26 protein-coding genes are annotated in these 21,398 nt (G+C 33.1%); 2 read left to right on the top strand and 24 right to left on the bottom strand.

What is annotated here, in order from left to right; translation table 11 throughout:
• Nucleotides 1-29: 29 nt before the first annotated feature.
• From ACGK9U_RS02320 to ACGK9U_RS02220, 21 genes are all read right to left on the bottom strand, one after another.
• A complete protein-coding gene (locus ACGK9U_RS02320) occupies nucleotides 30-269 on the bottom strand; it encodes a GIY-YIG nuclease family protein (protein WP_394464749.1) in 240 nt (79 codons plus the stop codon).
• Nucleotides 256-321: a hypothetical protein gene (locus tag ACGK9U_RS02315; RefSeq protein WP_394464855.1), complete on the bottom strand. Its 66-nt coding sequence runs from the start codon at nucleotides 319-321 to the stop codon at nucleotides 256-258. Before ACGK9U_RS02315 ends, ACGK9U_RS02320 begins: the two co-directional genes overlap by 14 nt.
• Nucleotides 322-379: 58 nt before the next feature.
• Nucleotides 380-1,399, bottom strand: a complete 1,020-nt coding sequence (locus ACGK9U_RS02310) for a sugar phosphate nucleotidyltransferase (RefSeq protein ID WP_394464748.1) — start codon at nucleotides 1,397-1,399, stop codon at nucleotides 380-382.
• Nucleotides 1,400-1,475: 76 nt separating this feature from the next.
• Complete coding sequence (gene dut / locus ACGK9U_RS02305) at nucleotides 1,476-1,910, bottom strand: dUTP diphosphatase (RefSeq protein WP_394464747.1); 435 nt, start codon at nucleotides 1,908-1,910, stop codon at nucleotides 1,476-1,478.
• Nucleotides 1,910-3,370 (bottom strand): oligosaccharide flippase family protein, encoded by a 1,461-nt coding sequence (locus tag ACGK9U_RS02300; RefSeq protein WP_394464746.1) that lies wholly within the window; start codon nucleotides 3,368-3,370, stop codon nucleotides 1,910-1,912. The genes dut and ACGK9U_RS02300 overlap by 1 nt, the downstream gene beginning before the upstream one ends.
• Nucleotides 3,371-3,460: 90 nt before the next feature.
• The gene (locus ACGK9U_RS02295; protein WP_394464745.1) at nucleotides 3,461-3,919 is read right to left on the bottom strand and encodes a hypothetical protein; all 459 of its coding nucleotides are present in this window, start codon (nucleotides 3,917-3,919) and stop codon (nucleotides 3,461-3,463) included.
• A 116-nt stretch (nucleotides 3,920-4,035) separates the two neighbouring features.
• On the bottom strand, nucleotides 4,036-4,896 hold the full coding sequence (atpG, locus tag ACGK9U_RS02290; protein ID WP_394464744.1) for an ATP synthase F1 subunit gamma: 861 nt from the start codon (nucleotides 4,894-4,896) through the stop codon (nucleotides 4,036-4,038).
• A gap of 88 nt (nucleotides 4,897-4,984) precedes the next feature.
• Nucleotides 4,985-6,565 (bottom strand): F0F1 ATP synthase subunit alpha, encoded by a 1,581-nt coding sequence (gene atpA / locus ACGK9U_RS02285; protein WP_394464743.1) that lies wholly within the window; start codon nucleotides 6,563-6,565, stop codon nucleotides 4,985-4,987.
• Between the two features lie 27 nt (nucleotides 6,566-6,592).
• A complete protein-coding gene (atpH, locus tag ACGK9U_RS02280; protein ID WP_394464742.1) occupies nucleotides 6,593-7,129 on the bottom strand; it encodes an ATP synthase F1 subunit delta in 537 nt (178 codons plus the stop codon).
• Between the two features lie 4 nt (nucleotides 7,130-7,133).
• The gene (locus tag ACGK9U_RS02275) at nucleotides 7,134-7,634 is read right to left on the bottom strand and encodes a F0F1 ATP synthase subunit B (protein ID WP_394464741.1); all 501 of its coding nucleotides are present in this window, start codon (nucleotides 7,632-7,634) and stop codon (nucleotides 7,134-7,136) included.
• 76 nt (nucleotides 7,635-7,710) lie between these two features.
• Nucleotides 7,711-7,902 (bottom strand): ATP synthase F0 subunit C, encoded by a 192-nt coding sequence (atpE, locus tag ACGK9U_RS02270; RefSeq protein ID WP_162880152.1) that lies wholly within the window; start codon nucleotides 7,900-7,902, stop codon nucleotides 7,711-7,713.
• 87 nt (nucleotides 7,903-7,989) lie between these two features.
• Entirely contained in the window at nucleotides 7,990-9,108 is a 1,119-nt protein-coding gene (gene atpB, locus ACGK9U_RS02265) for a F0F1 ATP synthase subunit A (protein ID WP_394464740.1), read from the bottom strand.
• 103 nt (nucleotides 9,109-9,211) lie between these two features.
• The gene (locus tag ACGK9U_RS02260) at nucleotides 9,212-9,604 is read right to left on the bottom strand and encodes a hypothetical protein (protein ID WP_394464739.1); all 393 of its coding nucleotides are present in this window, start codon (nucleotides 9,602-9,604) and stop codon (nucleotides 9,212-9,214) included.
• Entirely contained in the window at nucleotides 9,604-9,837 is a 234-nt protein-coding gene (locus ACGK9U_RS02255) for an AtpZ/AtpI family protein (protein ID WP_394464738.1), read from the bottom strand. The genes ACGK9U_RS02260 and ACGK9U_RS02255 overlap by 1 nt, the downstream gene beginning before the upstream one ends.
• Nucleotides 9,794-10,216, bottom strand: coding sequence for a polymer-forming cytoskeletal protein (locus ACGK9U_RS02250; protein ID WP_394464737.1), 423 nt, complete (start codon nucleotides 10,214-10,216; stop codon nucleotides 9,794-9,796). Before ACGK9U_RS02250 ends, ACGK9U_RS02255 begins: the two co-directional genes overlap by 44 nt.
• A gap of 8 nt (nucleotides 10,217-10,224) precedes the next feature.
• Nucleotides 10,225-12,738, bottom strand: coding sequence for a tetratricopeptide repeat protein (locus ACGK9U_RS02245; protein ID WP_394464736.1), 2,514 nt, complete (start codon nucleotides 12,736-12,738; stop codon nucleotides 10,225-10,227).
• A gap of 239 nt (nucleotides 12,739-12,977) precedes the next feature.
• Nucleotides 12,978-13,685, bottom strand: coding sequence for an ABC transporter ATP-binding protein (locus ACGK9U_RS02240; protein WP_394464735.1), 708 nt, complete (start codon nucleotides 13,683-13,685; stop codon nucleotides 12,978-12,980).
• Nucleotides 13,686-13,696: 11 nt separating this feature from the next.
• The gene (locus tag ACGK9U_RS02235) at nucleotides 13,697-15,175 is read right to left on the bottom strand and encodes a DUF5687 family protein (protein ID WP_394464734.1); all 1,479 of its coding nucleotides are present in this window, start codon (nucleotides 15,173-15,175) and stop codon (nucleotides 13,697-13,699) included.
• Nucleotides 15,176-15,179: 4 nt separating this feature from the next.
• Nucleotides 15,180-15,584: a DUF2059 domain-containing protein gene (locus ACGK9U_RS02230; RefSeq protein WP_394464733.1), complete on the bottom strand. Its 405-nt coding sequence runs from the start codon at nucleotides 15,582-15,584 to the stop codon at nucleotides 15,180-15,182.
• 68 nt (nucleotides 15,585-15,652) lie between these two features.
• On the bottom strand, nucleotides 15,653-16,345 hold the full coding sequence (locus tag ACGK9U_RS02225) for a hypothetical protein (RefSeq protein ID WP_394464732.1): 693 nt from the start codon (nucleotides 16,343-16,345) through the stop codon (nucleotides 15,653-15,655).
• A complete protein-coding gene (locus ACGK9U_RS02220; RefSeq protein ID WP_394464731.1) occupies nucleotides 16,345-16,683 on the bottom strand; it encodes a PadR family transcriptional regulator in 339 nt (112 codons plus the stop codon). The genes ACGK9U_RS02225 and ACGK9U_RS02220 overlap by 1 nt, the downstream gene beginning before the upstream one ends.
• A 114-nt stretch (nucleotides 16,684-16,797) precedes the next feature.
• Between ACGK9U_RS02220 and ACGK9U_RS02215 the strand changes: the two genes are divergently transcribed.
• A complete protein-coding gene (locus ACGK9U_RS02215; RefSeq protein ID WP_394464730.1) occupies nucleotides 16,798-17,853 on the top strand; it encodes a 2Fe-2S iron-sulfur cluster-binding protein in 1,056 nt (351 codons plus the stop codon).
• 159 nt (nucleotides 17,854-18,012) lie between these two features.
• Here the strand turns inward: ACGK9U_RS02215 and ACGK9U_RS02210 are convergent, their stop codons facing one another.
• Together ACGK9U_RS02210 and ACGK9U_RS02205 are read right to left on the bottom strand one after the other, a co-directional pair.
• Nucleotides 18,013-19,032, bottom strand: coding sequence for a glycosyltransferase family 9 protein (locus ACGK9U_RS02210; RefSeq protein WP_394464729.1), 1,020 nt, complete (start codon nucleotides 19,030-19,032; stop codon nucleotides 18,013-18,015).
• Between the two features lie 49 nt (nucleotides 19,033-19,081).
• Nucleotides 19,082-19,687 (bottom strand): DUF4254 domain-containing protein, encoded by a 606-nt coding sequence (locus ACGK9U_RS02205; protein WP_394464728.1) that lies wholly within the window; start codon nucleotides 19,685-19,687, stop codon nucleotides 19,082-19,084.
• 75 nt (nucleotides 19,688-19,762) lie between these two features.
• On the opposite strand from ACGK9U_RS02205, the gene upp reads away from it, so the two are divergent.
• The gene (gene upp, locus ACGK9U_RS02200; protein ID WP_394464727.1) at nucleotides 19,763-20,422 is read left to right on the top strand and encodes a uracil phosphoribosyltransferase; all 660 of its coding nucleotides are present in this window, start codon (nucleotides 19,763-19,765) and stop codon (nucleotides 20,420-20,422) included.
• Here the strand turns inward: upp and ACGK9U_RS02195 are convergent.
• A complete protein-coding gene (locus ACGK9U_RS02195) occupies nucleotides 20,411-21,334 on the bottom strand; it encodes a DUF6427 family protein (protein ID WP_394464726.1) in 924 nt (307 codons plus the stop codon). The two genes, upp and ACGK9U_RS02195, sit on opposite strands and share 12 nt — an antisense overlap.
• Nucleotides 21,335-21,398 lie beyond the last annotated feature (64 nt).

Here is a 21,398-nt window from a genome sequence, read left to right as displayed (position 1 = left end):
TTTACCTGCGAAGGCAAGTATCTTTTTAATTAATTCCGTAATTTATTATAATTTAGATTCCAATTCAAACTTAAATCCGTCCAATTGGGATTCATTTCTTCAATAAGCTTAATTTTCCAATCTCTTTTCCATTTTTTGAACTGTCTTTCTCTTATCCCAGCTTTACTTCCATCTTCAAATTCTTCAAAATAAATTAATTTGTAACAATTAAATTTGGTAGTAAAAGATTTAGGATAAACTTTTAGCTTGTGCTCTTTAACTCTTTTCATCAATGTTATCTGTCACCCCTATGTACAAAACGCCATCTGGTTTGTTTATCATGATATAAACGTATCAATGTTCCATACTGTTTTTTATGAGATTCCTGCCTTCGCAGGAATTATTCTAAAACAGAATAATCTCCAATACTCACACTCGTAAACTTACCATCAAACTTTACATGATTACCAATCATGGCATCATCTAAATTAGCATTTTGAATAGTAGTATGCGTTTGTATTAAACTATTTTTAACAGTTGAGTTTTCGATAATACTATTATTACCAATTGATACATTAGGACCAACGGTACTGTTTTTAATCACCACATTTTCTCCAATAAAACAAGGTTCGATAATATTGGAATCTTGCAACTTCGCTGATGTTGCCACCAATTGCTCCTCGCCATCTGCTTTTAAAAAACCCAACATTCTTGCATTAGTTTCAACGGTAATGGCTTTGTTTCCGCAATCCATCCACTCATCAACGGTGCCAGTTTTAAAAATTTTCCCATCGGCCATCATACGTTTGATACCGTCATTAATTTGGTATTCGCCTCCATTGGTAACGTTTTCATCTAAAATTTGTTGTAGTTTTTCTTTTAAAACCGCTACATCTTTAAAGTAATAAATACCTATTACAGCCTGGTCGCTAACAAATTTTTTTGGTTTTTCAACTAGCTCAACAATCTCTTGGTTTGCATTTAGTTTAACAACACCGTAAGCTTCTGGGTTATTTACTTGTTTGGTCCAAATAACACTATCAGCTGTTGGATCTAAATCGAATTCAGCCCGAATCAATGTATCGGCATAAGCAATTACTGCTGGCCCCGATAAAGATGGTTTCGCACACATAATAGCGTGACCTGTTCCTAAAGGTAAATCTTGGCGATAAATAGATGCTTTGGCGCCTAAATCGGTTGCTAGTTTTTCTAAACTTTCAACCACATCATCACCAAAAAAAGCAGGATCGCCTAAAACAAAAGCAATTTCATCAACAGGTTGCTTTAAAACTTTGGCAATATCCATCACCAAACGGTGTACAATGGGTTGACCTGCAACAGGAATTAAAGGTTTTGGTACGGTTATACTATGTGGGCGCAAACGAGAACCTCGTCCTGCCATGGGCACTATTATTTTCATTTTATTGAGTGATTCGTTTATTCGTTGATTTGTGTATTTATTTTATGTTCTAAAATCGTTAATCGTAATTCTTAAATCACTTAGTTCCAGTGCTTCCAAAACCACCTTCGCCTCTAACGGTTTCTGAAAGTTCTTCAACCGAAATCCATTCTGCACGGTCATGTTTTGCAATGACTAATTGCGCTATGCGTTCACCATTTTGAATTACAAAATCTTCATTGGAGAGATTTACTAAAATTACACCTATTTCACCTCTATAATCGGCATCAATGGTTCCTGGTGCATTTAAAACCGTAATGCCTTTTTTTGCAGCTAAACCACTACGTGGACGTACTTGAGCTTCATAACCAATGGGTAATTCTATAAATAACCCAGTACCTACAATGCTTCGCTCTAAAGGTTTTAATATGCGTTCTTCTGATAAATTTGCTCGCAAATCCATACCTGCTGATGCCTCTGTTTCATAATGTGGCAATGCGTGATTGGATTTGTTTATTATTTTAATGTTCATTATCTATTAAATATCTTTTTTAATTCGTTTTTCTCTGAAATAACAACAATGCCCAAAAATACGATTAACATAGAAATTCCAACAACATAATTAGCTCTAAATTCGTAAAATGACATGAACGACAAGCCTATTGAAAGCAACAAATACAAGCCAATTTTATTTAAATTATAAGGAATGGGGTAATACTTTCTTCCGTAATAGTAAGATAGCATCATCATAATAGCATAGGCCGCTAAAGTAGCTACAGCTGAAGCTTTATAACTGTAAGCTTCGATAAACATAAAGTTAATTATAAGGGTTACAACAGCCCCAACTATAGAAATATAAGCGCCAAATTTTGTTTTATCGGTGATTTTATACCAAACCGATAAATTATGATAAATGCCTAAACAAAAGTTGGCAATTAATATAATTGGCACCACCCACATAGCTTCCCAATAAGCTTCACTTCTTACAATAATTGGTTTTAAAATATCGGCAAAAACCACAACAAAAAGCAATATTACCGAACCCAGAGCTACAAAAAACTCTAAGATTTTAGCATAATTTTTTTGTGGGTTTACACTTTTTGCATGACTAAAAAAGAAGGGTTCAATACCTAAACGATATGCCGTTGCAAACAGCGTCATGAACAATGATATTTTATAACAGGCTGAATACATACCAATATCGGTTTCGGCTACATTTGCTGGCAATAATTCTTTTAATAAAATTCTATCGAATGTTTCATTTATGGAAAACGCAACACCTGCTATTAAAACAGGAAATGCATATCGCATCATGTTTTTCCATAAATCGGTATTAAATATGTATTTTATTTTGGCATAAAAAGGCGTCATTAAAAGCAACGTAATACCACTTGATATTAAGTTTGCTATGAATATGTAACTGATTTCAAAATTAGGCTTGTAAATACTATCAAAAAAGGAATTGCTTATGGCCAGCTTTTTTAGTGCTAGCAGGAAAAACAAATTCAATCCTAAGTTAATAGCCACATTAAGTATTTTAATAACGGCATAGCGCATGGGACGTTGCGTAGCTCGTAACCAAGCAAAAGGGATTATAACCAAAGCGTCGAACAATAAAATCCAGATAACTAAATTGATATATTTAACGTTGATATCAATATAGTTAGCTATTTGGCTTTGAAAAATTAAGGCTATTATAAAAAACAGAAACGAGGATATTATAAGGGAAATTGCCGACGTACCAATAACAGTATCTTTATCTTCATCTTTGTTGAAAAATCTAAAAAAAGCGGTTTCCAAACCATAAGCCAAAACCACATTAAAAAGTACAAAATAGGAGAAAATAACTGAGACTTCACCATACTCTGCTACGGATGACAAAACCCCTTTTGTAGTATAAAGTGGCACTAATATAAAGCTAAGCATTCTAGGAAGCACAGTAGCCAACCCATAAATAAATGTTTGCTTAAATAATGTTTTGAGTCCGCTCAAGGATTATTTATTTATCTGGTTAAAAATACGTTTTTAGCCAATGCAAACCAAAGATAAATTATTGGTTCTTAGCTTATGTTCCTATTAATTTTAAAGCTTCTTTTTTTTTTTGATTTTATCAATTTTAAAATACTTTGTATCACTCCCTTTTTTGTAACTAACCATACATTCATCCTCTTTAAGCTGAAAACGTGGTTTTCTAGGGATTTCTGGAACTTTATTTCTATATTCGGCATAAGGTTCATTGCTCATTATAATATCGGATTTGGGCGTATTTTTAGGTTGAAACCCACCTGTGTAAATTTTATCATTTACAAACTCCAATTTGGCTTCTTTTCCATGAAAATAAACACTATCGAGCACAATATTGTTTGGGTTGGATCTAATAGGGATTACAATAGAAATATGAGCTTCATCTTCTTGATAATAGACATCGCCTAATTTTAAAGGCGAACCGGTTTGTAGTTTATTCGTGCTTACACATTGGGAAAAGCTAGCTAAAACCAATCCTATAAAAAATAAATATATGAAGCTTTTAAATAATTGCATGTTATTAAATTGAATGTTATAAAGATAACTTTTCAAAAGTAATGCCATAAAAAAACCCCACTTAAAAGTGAGGTTTGATGTTATAATGAGATACTGAAACAAGTTCAGTATGACAATTAATTATTCAAAGCTTCCGCACCACCAACAATTTCTAAAATTTCATTGGTAATGGCTGCTTGACGAGCTTTATTATAAGTTAATTTAAGCTGATCTCTTAACTCTTTTGCGTTATCTGTTGCTTTGTGCATCGCAGTCATACGCGCACCGTGTTCGCTAGCGAAAGAGTCTCTAATACCTTTGTACAATTGTGTTTTTAAAGACTTAGGAATTAATTGCTCTACGATTTCAATTTTTGATGGTTCAAAAATGTAATCTAAACTTACATTGCTATTTGATTGTACAGGAACAATTGGTAAAAATTGTTCAACTATTACTTCTTGAGTAGCAGCATTTTTAAACTTATTGTAAACAATTTCAATTTTATCGAACTCGCCAGCAACAAACTTATCCATTAACATTTGAGCAATTTCAGCTACGTTATCAAAAGATAAATCGTCGTAAATAGTATTGTTGTTGGCAATTACTTTACCTGTTTTTTTAAAGGCATCATTACCTTTTTTTCCAATTGCTAAATACGAAACTTCCTGATTAACATACGTACTAGATGTTAATTTGCTTACTTCTTTTATGATATTTGAATTGAAAGCTCCTGCCAAACCTCTATTTGAAGTAATTACTACAATTAAAACCTTTTTTACGTCGCGTTGTATAGAGAATTTGCTGCCTGAATCCACATCTAAAGTAGCACTTAAACTTTGTAAAAGTTCGGTTAACTTATCTGCATACGGACGCATTGCTGTAATAGCATCTTGTGCTTTTTTTAACTTAGCAGCCGATACCATTTTCATGGCACTGGTTATCTGCATCGTTGAAGATACCGATGATATTCTGTTACGTATTTCTTTTAGATTCGCCATAATCTCTTTTTGTCATTCCGCACTTATTACGGAATCTATTTAATTCAATTTCAAAACATGAGATTCCTGCTTTTTACAGGAATGACAATTAAGCTTTGTATTTCCCTGATAAATCTTTCGCTACAGCTGTTAATGTATCTGTAACTTCATCAGTTAATTTACCTGCTTTTAAGTCTGCTAATATATTGGTATGCTTCGCTTTTAAGAATTCAAGATAATCTCTTTCAAATTCTTTCACTTTTTCAACAGGAACGTCTCTTAATAAGTTTTTAGAACCTGCGTAAATAATAGCGATCTGGTCTTCAACTTTAAAAGGATCGTTTTGAGCTTGTTTTAAAATCTCAACGTTACGTTTACCTTTATTAATTACGTTTAAGGTAACGGCATCTAAATCGGATCCAAACTTAGCAAACGCTTCTAATTCGCGGAATTGTGCTTGGTCTAATTTTAAAGTACCTGCTACTTTTTTCATTGATTTAATCTGCGCATTACCTCCAACACGCGATACCGAAATACCTACGTTAATTGCTGGACGCACACCAGAGTTGAATAAATCTCCATCTAAGAAGATTTGCCCATCTGTAATAGAAATTACGTTTGTTGGGATATATGCAGAAACGTCTCCCGCCTGAGTTTCAATAATTGGTAACGCTGTTAACGAACCACCACCTTTTACAATGCCTTTAAGAGACTCTGGAAGGTCGTTCATGTTTTTAGCAATCTCGTCATTATTAATAACTTTTGCAGAACGCTCTAATAATCTAGAGTGAAGGTAGAAAACGTCACCTGGATACGCCTCACGTCCTGGTGGACGACGTAATAATAAAGATACCTCACGGTAAGCTACGGCTTGTTTAGATAAATCATCAAACACGATTAATGCTGGACGACCAGTATCTCTAAAATACTCTCCAATAGATGCTCCTGTAAACGGTGCATATACTTGCATTGCTGCAGGATCTGACGCGTTTGCAGCTACAATAGTTGTATAGGCTAAAGCACCTTTTTCTTCTAACGTTTTAGCAATTAAAGCTACTGTTGATGCTTTTTGACCTACAGCAACATATATACAATATACAGGCTCACCTGCATCGTAAAATTCTTTTTGATTTAAGATAGTGTCAATACAAACCGCTGTTTTACCAGTTTGACGGTCACCAATAACCAACTCACGTTGACCACGACCAACAGGAATCATTGCATCAATAGATTTGATACCAGTTTGTAACGGCTCGGTAACTGGCTCACGGAAAATAACCCCGGGTGCTTTACGCTCTAAAGGCATTTCGTAAGTTTTACCAGAAATAGGACCTTTACCATCAATTGGATTTCCTAAAGTGTCTACAACACGTCCAACAATACCTTCTCCAACATTGATAGAAGCGATACGTCCTGTACGTTTTACTGTAGAACCTTCTTTAACTCCTTTAGAAACCCCTAATAATACAATACCTACGTTATCTTCTTCAAGGTTAAGTACGATACCTTCTAAACCGCCATCGAATTCTACTAACTCACCATATTGAGCGTTAGCTAATCCGTAAGCACGTACAATACCATCACCTACAGTTAATACAGTTCCAACTTCGTCTAATGAAGCACTTGCTTCGAAACCTGCTAGTTGTTGCTTTAAGATTGCTGATATTTCAGCTGGTTTTACTTCTGCCATCTTATTATTTATTTAGATATAAATATCTTAGTTTAATGTGAATTCTCTTTTTAATTTACTTAATTGATTTGAAATGCTTGCGTTGTATTGGATATCTCCAACTCTTAAGATGAAACCTCCTAAAATGCTTTCATCTACAATGCTTTGTACTTCAATATCTTTTCCTGTAAGCTCTTTTGCTTTAGCTAACACTTTTTGTTTTAAAGCATTGGTTAAAGGAATTGCTGTTGTAACAGTTGCCACTTCAATACCTTTAGATTGATCGAATAACAGATTGTATTTAACAGCAACATCTGCCAAAATAGCAATTCTATTATTTGCTACTAAAGTATCAATTAAGCCTAAAGTTGTTTTATCTGCTTTTTTAAAAACTTCTAATAACGCAGATTTTTTTACTGAAGCACTTAATACAGGGCTTTGTAGTGCATCGCTTAAGTCCTTACTTTGTGCAATCGTATTAGCTATTAGCTTCATTTCTTCATTTACAGCATCCGCTGTATTTCTGTCTGATGCTAAACTTAACACTGCTTTTGCGTAACGTATTGCTGCTCTTGCTCCTGCCATGGTTTTAGTTTAATTTTGCTTCGCTTAACATAGACTCAACTAATTTTTCTTGTTTGTCTTTGTTAGATAATTCACCACGTACTACTTTTTCAGCGATTTCTAAAGATAATCCAGCTACTTGACTTTTAAGTTCTGCCATGGCTGCTTTCTTTTCGCTTTCAATAGCTGCAGTTGCTTGCTCGATCATTTTGTTAGCTTGAGATTGTGCTTCACCTTTAGCATCCTCTATCATTTTATTTTTGATATCTCTTGCTTCTTTCAACATCTCTTCACGCTCTGCTCTTGCTTCTTTTAATAACTTTTGGTTATCTGCTTGAAGGTTTTGCATTTCTAATTTTGCTTTTTCAGCAGATTCTAATGCTCCTTTAATTCCTTCTTCTCTTTCTTCAACAGCATTAAGAATTGGCTTCCACGCAAACTTTTTTAATAAAAGCACTAATCCAACAAATAATAATAATTGCCAGAAGAATAACCCGAATGAAAATTGTTCAATTAATTTTTCCATTTATGTGTCTTTTTATACTAGTTAATTTTTAATTTAAAAAACAGCTATAACCAACCGTTATAGCTGTTTAGTTTTTTTAAGCTGCAAATAAAGCAGCAAATCCAATACCTTCAATAAGTGCAGCTGCAATAAGCATAGCTGTTTGGATTTTTCCTGAGGCTTCTGGTTGGCGAGCAATAGCTTCCATAGCTTGTCCACCAATTCTACCAATACCAATACCAGCACCGATAACGATTAAACCAGCTCCTACAATGTTTGGAATAGTCATAATATATATATTAAAAATTAAACACTCAATTTATTAATGCGCCAACGCGCCGTCTGGCTACTCGCATAAAACGTCCACCGGACATTTTTAATGATGCTCGTCCCCATGGTGATGCTCTTCTACAGCCGAACCAAAGTACAATGCCGATAACATTGTAAAGATGTACGCTTGTAAAGCAGCCACTAAAAGTTCTAACAAGGCCAAGACGAATGCTAAACCAAATGATAATGAACTTCCTAACCAGTTTTTAAAAATAAACATTAAACCAATAATACTCATTAATACAATATGTCCCGCAGTAATATTTGCATACAAACGTATTAATAATGAGAAAGGCTTAATAAACGTACCTAATAACTCTATTGGCGCTAAAATAATTTTCATTGGCCATGGCACCCCAGGCATCCAGAAAATATGACCCCAATAGTTTTTGTTTGCTGTAAATGTGGTTATTAAATAGGTTAATAACGCTAATGCCAATGTTACAGCTATATTGTTTGTTACGTTAACCCCAAGCGGTGTTAACCCTAATAAATTGATAATCCAGATAAAGAAAAACACGGTTAACAAGAAACTCATGTAACGCTTGTAATGTTTTTTTCCAATGTTTGGAATAGCGATATCATCACGAATATATAGTACAATTGGTTCTAATAAACGTCCCATACCTTTTGGCAAAGCTCCTTTTTGATAAGATTTAGCCATTCTTCTAAACATGAAGAATATCAATAACCCAACTAAGAATATGGTAAATACGTTTTTAGTGATTGAAAAATCTAAAGGCTTAACGTTTGTTGCATGATGGTGTTCATCGTAATGAATAGTACCTTCTGCATCTGTTTTGTAAATTTTTCCGTGGTATAATTTGTAATAGTTTCCGTTAACCTCAGCAACAGCTTCGCCGTGGTGAAGTTTTGATGATGAAAACACTTGTAACCCATTATCCCATAAAATTACTGGAAGTGGAAATCCAATATGTTTATGTTCTCCCGCATCATTCACATAAGAATATAAACCAAAATCATGCGAATCTAGTAAGTGATGATTGATGTATTCTTTAATTTCTTCTTTTAAACCTTGTTTACCTTCTACTTCAGGCGCAATTTCTTCTAAATGCATTTTTTCTTCCTCATGCTGAGCAAAAGAAAAGCTTGATACGAAGAAAAATAATAAACAAATTGTTTTTAATGAAAATATATTTTGCATATCACTTAATTAATAGTGGGCTAAAAATCGGTGCAAAGGTATGTTTTTATCTTAAAATAAAAAATCAAATTTTCACATTATTTATAAAGACTATTTTCGTGTACTATTTTGCATCTAATTTGTTGAGAATCCGTATGGTGGTTACGGTTTCAGACACAAGGCAAATGGCATAGGGAATGAAGAATGAAAAAAACTCATTGCGTGTTACGTTTCCATCTGAATTAAACATCGGATAAAAGAAGATAAAAAAGCAACCAAATTTTATAAAGCTACCCAACATAAAAATAAATCCTAACTGGTCTTTAAAACGCTTTTTTAGCAAAAACATAGATAACATAATACCTATTGCCAATAAGGTGTTTAAAATATATGCTAATAAAATTTGATTATGAAGTACGGTAGATTGTGTGTAATTTAAAATCCAGATATATATAAAATAAGTAACAATAGAAACAATACCTATTATTATAACATTTTCTGCTAATAATTTTCTCATTAACTATTAAACTTCTTTAATTGCTGTAAAACAACATATAGGGAAATGGCAACACCTAGAAGTGTTCCTATAATTAAGAATAATTTCCCTCCATCAGAATATTTTAAATCCAACCACTTGCCTAACATAATAAAAAGGTAAATAGTTATACCCATTTGAAATGTTATTCCTGTTAGAATAACGGCGTTTTTAAGCTGTTTTTTCGGTTTCTGTTCCTTGTCCTTGTTGTCCACCTTTGTTCATTTCTTTTACAGTACCTTTCATTATGCAAGACACATTAAATGTAGCCCCTGGTTCAACAGCCAGCTTTCCTACAACCACTTCGCCCTCTATATGTGCAGAAGCTTTTAGAGTTAATGTACCGGATAATGCTAATTTCCCAGTAAATTTACCTTCAAAATAGGCATCGGTTCCTTGTAACGTTCCTTTTATGAATCCAGATTTTCCAACAACCACCTTACCAGAGGTTTTAATATTGCCTTCTACCGTACCATCTATTCTAAAATCGCCTTCACTATTAAAATCGCCAACTATTTTAGTGCCTTGTGAAATAATATTTTGGCTAGATAAGCCTTCTGTAGATTGTTTGTCTTTTTTGTTTTCAGAAAACATAATGCTATTTATTTAGAGTTATTACCTGTATTTAAATATGCATCCAAATTTTTATGTATTTGAACGACTTGATAGTTTGCAGATGATATTGCAAAATAAGGTTCTTTAATTTTTTTCTTATCTTCTTTCGTTAATAGCTGGTCGAATGTTTTTGCTACTTGCGCATTTCTTAAACCATGCACAATTACAAATTTTGTGTTGGGATTGTACACATCAACCGATGATTTTAACGAATAATATTTTATGTTTTTCAAAACTTCATCCAATGTTTTTTGAAAACTAGCAACTTGTTCTGGTTTTGGGTTTTCAAACTTAAAGACTACTTTATAGTTATCGGTTATACTATCGTTTTCTTGAATAAATTCTGAACTTGTTAATTTTGACAACACATTGGTTTCAATAGCTTGAGCTTGTTTGCCTTCGGGTGTGTTGGCATATGTAATGGCAATGTAGTTTATGGCTTTACCGTAAGCTTCCAAACCGTACAAACGTCCTGTAGCAGTTGCTTTTAGGAGTTCTAATTTTGAGACAATGGGCTCGCCATCAAACGTATTTATGTACTCTTCACTTTTTGAAATGACCTCAACATATTCTTGATTTTCAAACTTATGATAAAGCGCTTCGTATAAACTTTCCGGACTGTTTTCATCTTTATCTGATGCCAAATCTGGATTGGTTAAAATGGTAGCGTATCTAGATTCTGGGTAATTGGAAACAATATCGGTTTTTGCAATAGTAGCTTCGCCATTTTCACCTAAAGCTTCATAAATTTTATATAAGTTGTATTTTGAAGGAAGAATTAATCGTTCTTCAGGATTGCTATTAAGCAAGTTTTGAAATTTACTTTTTGCCAATTCGTATTCTTTGAATTTTTCTTTATAAATGAGTCCTAATTGGTAATAAGCATAATTTCTTTCTTTAGAAATACTATCAATTTCTTTTGTTTCGGAAGGTATTTTAGAAATATAAAATTGTGGGTCGTACATTTCATCTTCTGAAGCATTCACTAATAGATCATTAGTTGATGCATTGTTTACCGCACCCGAACTTCCTTTGTTAGACCATCTCCAATTATCTTCCAATGTCCTATTGCCCCAAATTTTTGTAAATTCATTTTTACCATATGCTACCGTAGTTGGGTTATAAAAATAAAACATAGCTGCTTGGGTTGGTGCACCCATAGGGGTTCTTTGGTTTCCTATTTGGTTATTAACCGTAACCAATCCAGTTGCTTTACGTTCGGCTGCTTCGGCTTTTAGCTTCTCTTCTTCAGCTTTTAATTTTAGCTTTTCAATAAATAGATCAAAATATGCCAAGCGCTCATCTTCCGATAGGTTTACCAAATTTAGAATGCTGTCGTTTGCTTTGGCTATACTTTCATAATAAATGACATCTTCTAAATTATCGCGTTTACGCTTAATAATACGGTATGGTTTCGAATTTAAAACCAAACTCGTCATGGTACTGTCATAATAATTCCCTGCTTCTTGATAAACAGATTTATCAAAATTCATGTCTCCAAGAATTTCGTAGTTTTTTGCTTTTAATATTTTATCTGGAGAATTGGTTCGCAACGATTTATTGAAATAAGTAATAGCCAAAGAATCGGATTTATTATGCAAATAATACACTGCTTTTTGATGGTAAATTTTATCTAAAAACGGACGGTTTTCACGGTTTTCTTCAAGTTCGGTAATATGTTCTAATAGTTCATATTTGTTTCCTGTTTCATAATCGAAATTTTTAATTTTTTCAATTTCGGCACCAATCAAATAAATTCGAGGTGTTTTGCGGTTCAGTTCAATTACTTTATCAAAAGCAATGTTGGCACTATCCTTTTTTCCTAATTGATTGTACAATTGCCCTTGAATAAATCTGTAACGTCCGCGCTCATCATCATTTTTTGTAGCATTAGATGCTATTTCAAGTTGTGTAATAGCACTATCAACTGATTTTGTGTTTAGGTAAGCTTGCGCCAACATAGATGTGGCATCGGCCAAATCTTGACCTTCAAGTTCTTCTTGTTTAAATAAACGTTTTAGATTTTTAATGGCAAGCTCATCATTATCTAAACGCATATTGGTTTTTTCGCGCCAAATTTTTGCTTGCACGATTTTATCGCTTGCAGGATATTTGTAAAGAATATAATTAAACGCTTCTAAAGCAGGCACAAAACGTTGATCGAAATATCTAGCTTTACCTAAAAGCAAGTACGCTTCATCTATTTGCGGGTTTTTCTCTTTACCATCTATGGTAATGCTATGTTTTTGAATGGCTTTTACCGCTTTTTCTTCTGCGGTGTTGAAATTTTCGTTTTTAGACTGCCCTGGAAGCATCACCTCATCAGAGATTTGCATACGTTCGATAGGTAACACATCCCAGTAATTATCTTGATATGCATCGTTTAGGCTACTTTTACCAGCTTCCAAAGCATTATAACCATTGTAAAGCGCATTAAACTCTGCTGTAACAGCGTGGAAATTTCGGTTAATAAATTTGTCCTTTTTACGTGAACAACTCACTAACAATATAATAGAACAGGCAAAAACTAAGATTGCTTTAAACGGTATTTTCAATGCTGGTATTTTTAGTCTAAATAAATAACTATAAACTCGTGCTTATATTATGTAAGCAGGTAAAAATAAGCATCTTTTTTGATTAACCGATAAAATGACGTGGTTTTTGGATGTAATGAGGCTGTTTGAATAGAATGACAGATGACTGAAGACCGAAACAGTTGACAGGTGACTGAGACTGGAAACTAAACCATTTCAGTTCCCGAGAAATGCGCTTCCAATTCTTTTAAGGTAGCGGTATTGGTTTCTAAATCTTTTACAACTTCGCCTTTTTCCAATACTACAATGCGTTCGCAAACATCGGTTACGTGCATTAAATCGTGACTGGAAACCAACACGGTAACACCTTGTTTTTCGGCTAAATTTTTAATGATGCTTTTTAGTCGAATTTGAGTGGTTGGGTCCAAATTAGCAAAAGGTTCATCTAAAATAATAACCTCGGGGTTACCAATTAAAGCAGCCACAATACCTACTTTCTTTTGGTTTCCTTTACTTAAATCGCGTAAATATTTTTTCTGTTTTAGTATTTCGCCATGAAAAAAGTCTTCAAATTGAGACAATAACGCATCAACATCTGCTCTATTTTGGTTCCGTAGCTCGCCGATAAAATAGAAATATTCTTCAGCAGTTAAATAACCAATTAAAAAACTTTCATCTATAAAAGCGGATGTAAATGGTTTCCAAGCTTCACTTTCATGCACCAACACATTGTTGCTTTCAATAGAGCCCGTTGTTGGTTTAATTAAATCTAAAAGCAAACTAAAATACGTGGTTTTACCTGCGCCGTTATTACCTACCAACCCAAAACTTTGCCCCTTGGGAATGGTTAAAGATTCTATATTTAAAACTATATTTCCGTTATATTTTTTTGATAAGTTTGAAGTTACTATCATAATTATAGGCGTTAGTTGTTTTGATTGAATGCCTCAATCATAGTGTATTTTGACTGTATATATTTTGCTGTTATGCCTTTCATTAGTTTTTGATGGAACACAATCCCTAGAATACCTAAAATTGCTAAAACCGAACAAGCCAATTCAAACCCAATTAGGAAATAGAACAAAGCAAATATGCCCATTGGAATGATTAACAACGGAATACCAATAAGCCATTGTACGGCACCTGTACCTTGGTAATTGAATGCTGCTTTTTGACTTAAATCTATCTTTTTTCTGTTGAAAGAACCACCATACAAAATAACATGGGTATTCACCCCAATGTTGTAAATAGCTGCTACAAAATGCGCCAATAAAATTTTCCAACCAAAAAACACGTATGGAATGCCTAAAACAAATAAAATAGCTACACTTAATGCCATGAGCGTGAATTTAGATTGTAAATATTGCTCGTATTTTATATTTTGGCTCATAAGCAGTTTGTAGTATCCGCTATCCCAAGCCGGTATAAACTGACCGAAGTTAATTAAAAAAATACCCGTTGAAAAAACACCTATAAAGGTAAAAAACCACGGCATGCCTTGATAGGTTGGCTGCGGATAGAAAAACAAACCGTATAACAACCCAATTAACACCATCCAAACAGATGATTTGGTGCGCTTGTTACGCCAAATGAGTTTTAAATCTAACTGCATAAAAGGCGCAATGGCACCAAAATTTTTGGTCCAATCTAAATTGGATGTTTCAATTTCCTTTACTTTTTCTTTTAAACCACTATCTAAATACAGCTTATTTCTTAATAGTTTAAAGTTAATTACATACAACAACATTAAAATAAAAAGTGGAATTACAATAAAGATTGGCGATTTGTAAATAGCATCAATACCATTAGAAAATAGTCGGGAAAAAGAAATAATGTTGAAATAATTAAGTGCAAACAACCCGCCTGAAAGGCCAATAATTGGCAGGAAAGACAATTCTATTTCTGAAGAAAGACTTTCAATAATAAAATTTAAAAAATTAATTATTAAGGTTATTAGAATTAAAGCAAACATCCAACTTAATACCGATAATATTGGATATCCATTTACCATAAGCGTAATACCAAATGGAATGATAGTGAAAAGTGGTAGAAAATTAAAAAATGAAATTGCCGATTTTCCTAATACGTAATTTACAATCTTACTTCTTTTAATTGGTATGATTAGTAATGGTTTTACAACCATAACCGGCAGTTTTTGAAAGAAAAACCTAAAAACCAAATCGGCTATAACCCAGTAAAACAAAAACCCATTTACAATAGTAAGTGGGTCGGTTTCTGGGGATGCTTTTTTAAGCCCATAGTACAACAGAAGTCCTGTTCCAAAAAACATAACAATAAAGTACAAAGACAAAAGCCCCATAAATATTTTTATGGCAATGCCTTTACCAAAACTAGCAGACCTAAAAAATGATTTCCATTCTAAACTTAAAAAGTGTTTTACCATATAATTACTCGGTATATTTTTGGGCAATTTGGCTAACTTCCATGCCCCAAGTCTGTCCAAAACTCATTCCTTTTTGGGTTAAGCTCAATTGTTTTTCTGCCAATTTTTTTCCTAAATCGGTATGATAAAACACAATCAACTCTTTTATTTCACTTTGAGTGAATTCAGACATATATAAATCGGCCATTTTAGCATATAAAGCATCCAAAGTTCCCATGGCTTCTTTAGTGTAAACTTCTTTATTAGCTTCAGGAACATTGTATCCAATTTGATCAATAGCGCTTTCAAATGCTTTTCCTGCTCCTGTTAGTTTCAAAAATTCAACGGTTTCTGTTTTAAAGTCAGCATTTTCTTGAGCTTGAGTTGCCATAGCAACCATAAATATAGATACAAATAGGATTTTTTTCATTTTATTAATTTTAATAGTTAAAGTAGTTATTTTATAAGTAGTAATAAATTTTAAATTGTTACACTTTTTTATGAAAGTTTATATTCAGGGTGTTCTTTTGAAAATTTGCTTTTTAAACTAGGTGAAACTACTTTTACAGAAACAAAGAACCACAAAACATACAATACCAAACATGTAGAAAATGACCATAGGGCTAATGCACCCCATTGATTATCATCATTTATAATAGGCATATATAAGCCTATATTTAATAATTGTAGTAATCCGCCAAACTGTAAAACTACACTTTCAAAAAGCCATTTTTTTCCTGTTACTTTTTGAGCTTCTTTTATCCGTTTTGATTCTTTAAATATAAAAGAAATATAAAAAGATAGAACTCCAAACATTAAAAGCAGTGCTATACTATCTTTGTTTTCAATTAGATTAAGTATGGTAAATAAAGCCCAAATACTAAAAGATGTTAATATGATTTTAGGTAGTTTAAAATATTCCTTCAAGCAATTCCAAACTTCTTTTCTATAATATTTTTCTAAAGCATGCATTTTTTGCTCCACAATTTCTGAAAACCCAAAAACACCAAATTTTTTAAATTCTTTTTCTAAAGCTTTTTCAAACTCTAAACCCGAGTTTTCTTCCCATTGTGCTTCAATCCCATTCGCTAAATGGTCTACCAATTCGGTTTGCACATCATAAAATTCCACAAAATGTTTTCTCGTAAAAGTGTAGAGATGTTCTATTTCCAAACTAGTCAATTTTTTCATTATTCAAAACGGAATTTAGGGTTTACCAAAGCCCTCATGTTTCTAATATAATTTTCTAATTGAGCGAGCTTATTTACTGTTTCTCTAGTGCCAGCTTCGGTTAACTTATAATATTTACGCGTTCTATTACCTATTTTTACCACTTCAACATCCAAAAATCCATCTGCCTCCAATTTATGCAAAGATGGATATAACGCGCCTTCAGTTATGTTAAGATCGCCCTTAGTAAGTTCTTTTGCCTTTTGGGTAATCTCATAACCATACATTTTATCATGCTCGTTTAAAAGCTTTAAAATGATGGTTACTAAACTGCCTTTATATAAATTTGAATTTCCCATATATGTTCAAATATATACATAAATTTCTTATGCATAGGGTATTTATGTATATATTTTTTAGTAATTTATGTATTAAAATGTAACAGCTTCATTATTTTTGTCAAAAATTTACACATGTCATCATTCCACAAACTCTCAATTAAAAGTATAAAAAAAGAAGCCAATAAAGCCATAAGCATTGCTTTTAATATTCCCGAAACGTTAAAAGACACGTTTGCTTTTAAAGCGGGCCAATACATTACCTTAAAAACTAATCTTAACGGTAATGAAGTAAGACGCGATTATTCTATATGTGCATCGCCTAAAAGTGGCGAACTTCAAGTAGCAGTAAAAGAGGTTAAGGATGGTACATTTTCCGCCTATGCGAATAATGAGTTGAAAATTGGCGATGAATTAGAGGTAGCGCCACCAAAAGGACGTTTTATTTTTGAACCCAACGATTCTAAAACCAAAAACATAGCAGCATTTGCAGCTGGAAGTGGTATTACGCCAATTTTAAGCATTATAAAATGTGCTTTAGAAGAAGAAGTTTATAGCAAGGTTATTTTGGTTTATGGAAACAAATCGACCGAAGACACGATGTTTTTAAACGAACTTTTAGAGCTTCAGCATGAATATAAAGACCGATTTTCTATTCAGTTTGTATTTAGTCAACAAGACAAAGACGATTCCATATTTGGTCGCATTGAAAAAAGCACCGTTAATTATGTGATGCTAAATAAACACAAACATGTGGAAGTGGATGCCTTTTACCTATGTGGACCTGAAGCCATGATTCATGTTGTAAAAGACGTTTTAACCGATAATGGCATTGAATCAGACCGCATTCATTTTGAGCTTTTTAAAGCGGCCAAAGCTGTTGAGATTGAAGAAAAATCGGCGCCATCGGGTAAAACAACCGTAACCGTAACCGTTGACGATGAAACCACCACTTTTGAAATGTCACAAAAACAAACGGTTCTTGAAGCTGCTTTAGATGAAGATATTGATGCGCCTTATTCTTGCCAAGGCGGTATTTGCAGCAGTTGTTTGGCACGATTGAAAGAAGGTGAAGTAACCATGCGCCAAAACAACATTCTAACGGAAAGTGAAGTTGCTGAAGGCTTAATTCTTACATGTCAAGCACATCCTACTACGCCAACTATTGTGGTGGATTATGATGATGTTTAACTGTCATTCCTGCGAAGGCAGGAATCTTATAAATTGAATATAAATTACTATCATAGATTTTTAGACTATTTAATTTTTTAGAACGCTACGCTTTTAGGTTTTCCAACTAAGCTGCATACTATAAAGTAGATTCCTGCATGCGCAGGAATGACAAACTACTTAAATAATTGCCTTAATTTTTTTAATAACAATTTCAGGAGAAATGCTTCGAGAAGCTTCTTTGTAAGTTTCGGGGTATTTATTACCGTAAACCGAGGTTGGGATTTTTGGAAATTGATTTCTATCTGAAAGTAGCAAGTAATCTTCTGGTTGACTAAACGGTGCAAAACCAGCAAACGGATGGGTTACACCCCAAATAGTTACTACTTTTATACCTAACATAGCTGCCAAATGCGCATTTCCAGAGTCCATAGAAAGCATAATGTCTAAATTAGATATTACGTCTAATTCTTCATCTAAAGATAATTTACCTGCAACATTAACAATATTTTTAAAAGCAGCTTCAAATTCGTTTAAAACGGCTATTTCTTTTTGTCCACCTCCAAATAAAATCACTTTATAATCTTTTGAAAGCGTTTCTACAACAGCTTTCATCAAGTCTAAAGGATACATTTTACCCTCGTGCGCTGCAAAAGGAGCAATTCCTATTAATTTGTTTGAACTGCCGCCTATTAAAGATTTCTCTTTATCGCTTAAATCACTTTTACTAGGGAATTTTGGATTAGATAAATCCAGTTTAAAACCTAAAGCTTCAAAAACATCGGCATAACGTTGATGCGTGGTTTCCAATTGCTGAAAATTTTCACCTGAAACCAATGCTTTTTTTTCGGCTCTTCCTTTATCAATCTGAATCGTTTTTATTCCGATTAAAAAAGATTTTAAAATTTTACTTCGTAATACATTGTGTAAATCGGCAACAGCATCAATTTTTAAATCCCTCAATTCTTTTGAAAGCTTATAAAGCCCTAAAATACCTTTGTGTTTCGCTTTAAAATTAGCTGAGTACACTGAAACATTTGGTAAATCTCTGAAAAAAGGCAGAAAAAACGCCCTTGTTAAAATAGTTAGTTTAACTTCTGGGTATTGTTCTGTAAAAGCTTTTAAAACAGGAACCGTCATAGCCACATCGCCCATAGCGGATAGACGAATTACAAGGATATGGTTTATTTTTTTTTGCATCTCAACTTCAATTGATGAGATCCTGAAACAAGTTCAAGATGACAAACATTTATTTCTGCCCTCTTAAAACAGGGTTAAGCTCATCATCATTATACATTTTCATTTGCTTGTACACTTTCATGTATTTATCGCCTTTTTCAATATCGCTTAAAAGTGTATCAATGGCTGTAGATAAATCAATACGTTGCTCTAACAAAATATCAAGCTTTCTTTGGCATGTTTCACGGTGTGAGTCGGTAGCATCAACACGTGTTGCTTCTTCATTCATATGATAGATTTTCAGGGCTAAAATAGACAACCTATCTACACCCCAAGCAGGACTTTCAGTATTGATTGTTGCATTCTCTTTAGAAATTACATGCTTGTATTTTTCTAGAAAATAGCTATCAATGTACTCAACCATATCGGTTCTATCTTGGTTGGAAGCATCTATTTTTCGTTTCAAAGTTAAAGCCACAACCGGATCTATTTGTGGGTCGCGAATAATGTCTTCGTAATGCCATTGTACGGTATCAATCCAACACTTTCTGTATAATAAATGTTCAATTAAACTGCTTTCAGGGTATGGATTTTCAAATGGTTGATCTACCGTATTTATAACATGGTATTTTTCAATAACATCTTGAAAAATTTTGTTGGCTTTACTTGTAAACATGATGCATTAATTTTAAAAGTGTAAATATAAGTCTAAATAATTAACTTTATCATTCAAAATGAAAGATTGAAACTTATGCAAATTCATAACTTATCTGAACAAAATTCAATATTGAACACCTTTATTTCTGAAATTAGAAATATTTCTATTCAAAAAGATCGTATGCGTTTTAGAAGAAATATTGAACGCATTGGTGAAATTTTAGGTTATGAAATGAGCAAAGTTTTAAGTTATAAACCTTCAACTGTTACAACGCCTTTAGGAACTTCACCTAATAATTCATTAGAAAACGATGTTGTTTTATGTTCCGTTTTGAGAGCCGGTATACCACTACATAATGGCCTGCTTAATTATTTTGATAGTGCCGATAATGCCTTTATTTCGGCATATAGACACCACAAACACAACACGGAAAGCTTTGAGATTATTGTTGAATATTTAGCTTGTCCAAACCTAGAAGGGAAAACGCTTATTTTGGCAGACCCTATGTTGGCCACCGGACAATCAATGGTAGCAACTTTTGAAGCTTTAAAACCTTTTGGAACACCTAAAGAAATCCATTTGGTAAGTGTTATTGGAGCTCAAGAAGGCGTAAATTATATTGAAAAGCATTTTAATGCCTCAACACATTTATGGATTGCAACTATTGATGAAACTTTAAATGACAAAGGCTATATTGTTCCTGGTTTAGGTGATGCGGGCGATTTGGCTTTTGGAGATAAGCTACAACATTAACAACAAAAATGGTATGAGGATTAAAAGGGCCAGAAACACTTCCTTAAACCATTTATCTTCAACAATTTCAATATAATTAGTAATAATAACCGCTAAGGGCGCAAACAAATACAGGAACTCGCTTCCGTTTTTTTCTGGCGCAAGCAGCACCAAAACAAATGCAATAATAACTGCTATAATAACAATTTTAAAAGAGGCTCTTAGTCCTTTTTTCTTCTTTTTTATACTCTGTAAATAAAAGACGGAAGACCATAAACCAAAAGAAAACAACATGGTAATACCCACTAAAAATTTTGTGGAATTATACGGACTGAAATCATAACTAACCTCTCGCGATGATTTGAAAATTTCATAAAAATTATCATAAGCAAGCACCGAAACTCCCACCGCAATAATAAAAACAGTTGCTACACCTACAAATGGTATGATCCAATGCCTGATGTTATTATCTGAATAAAAAATCAAACTAAAAGGTATGGCAATAAAAAATAGAATTGCCCAAAAATAGAGTAACGAAGCAATGGAAATGTATAAAGCCGCATCAAAAAGTTTACTTTTAATATTCTTTTGAGAACGCAAACTCATTATTTTCCTTAATCCTAACAGCACAAAAAGATTTGATAATAGAATGTTTGTATTGCTCGTGGTTTGCTCCAACGTTAATAAAAACAAACTAAACAATAAAATTTCGTAGCTATTGCTTTGGGTTAAACTGTTTTTGGTAATAATAAAATTAAACACCAAAATGGTAAGAACACAAATAAGAAATATAGTAACTTGTTTAAAAACCAAAACAGTTGTTATTGGCTCCATTACCATGTTTGTTCTAGCTGTTATAAAAGCTAAAACGGTAATGATAAGAACAATGATAAAATTTATTGGCTTAGATTTATTAAAAATGCTTGTTATCATTAACTGTTTTTGTATTTTTGCTTCGTAAATATACTAACTAAAACTGGTTAGAAACCAATAATTA

Source organism: Mariniflexile sp. HNIBRBA6329 (genome assembly GCF_043558645.1).
In the GTDB taxonomy this organism is placed as follows: Bacteria; Bacteroidota; Bacteroidia; order Flavobacteriales; family Flavobacteriaceae; genus Mariniflexile.
Note: the sequence above shows the minus strand (reverse complement) of the source record. Positions and strands in the feature narration are given on the sequence as shown.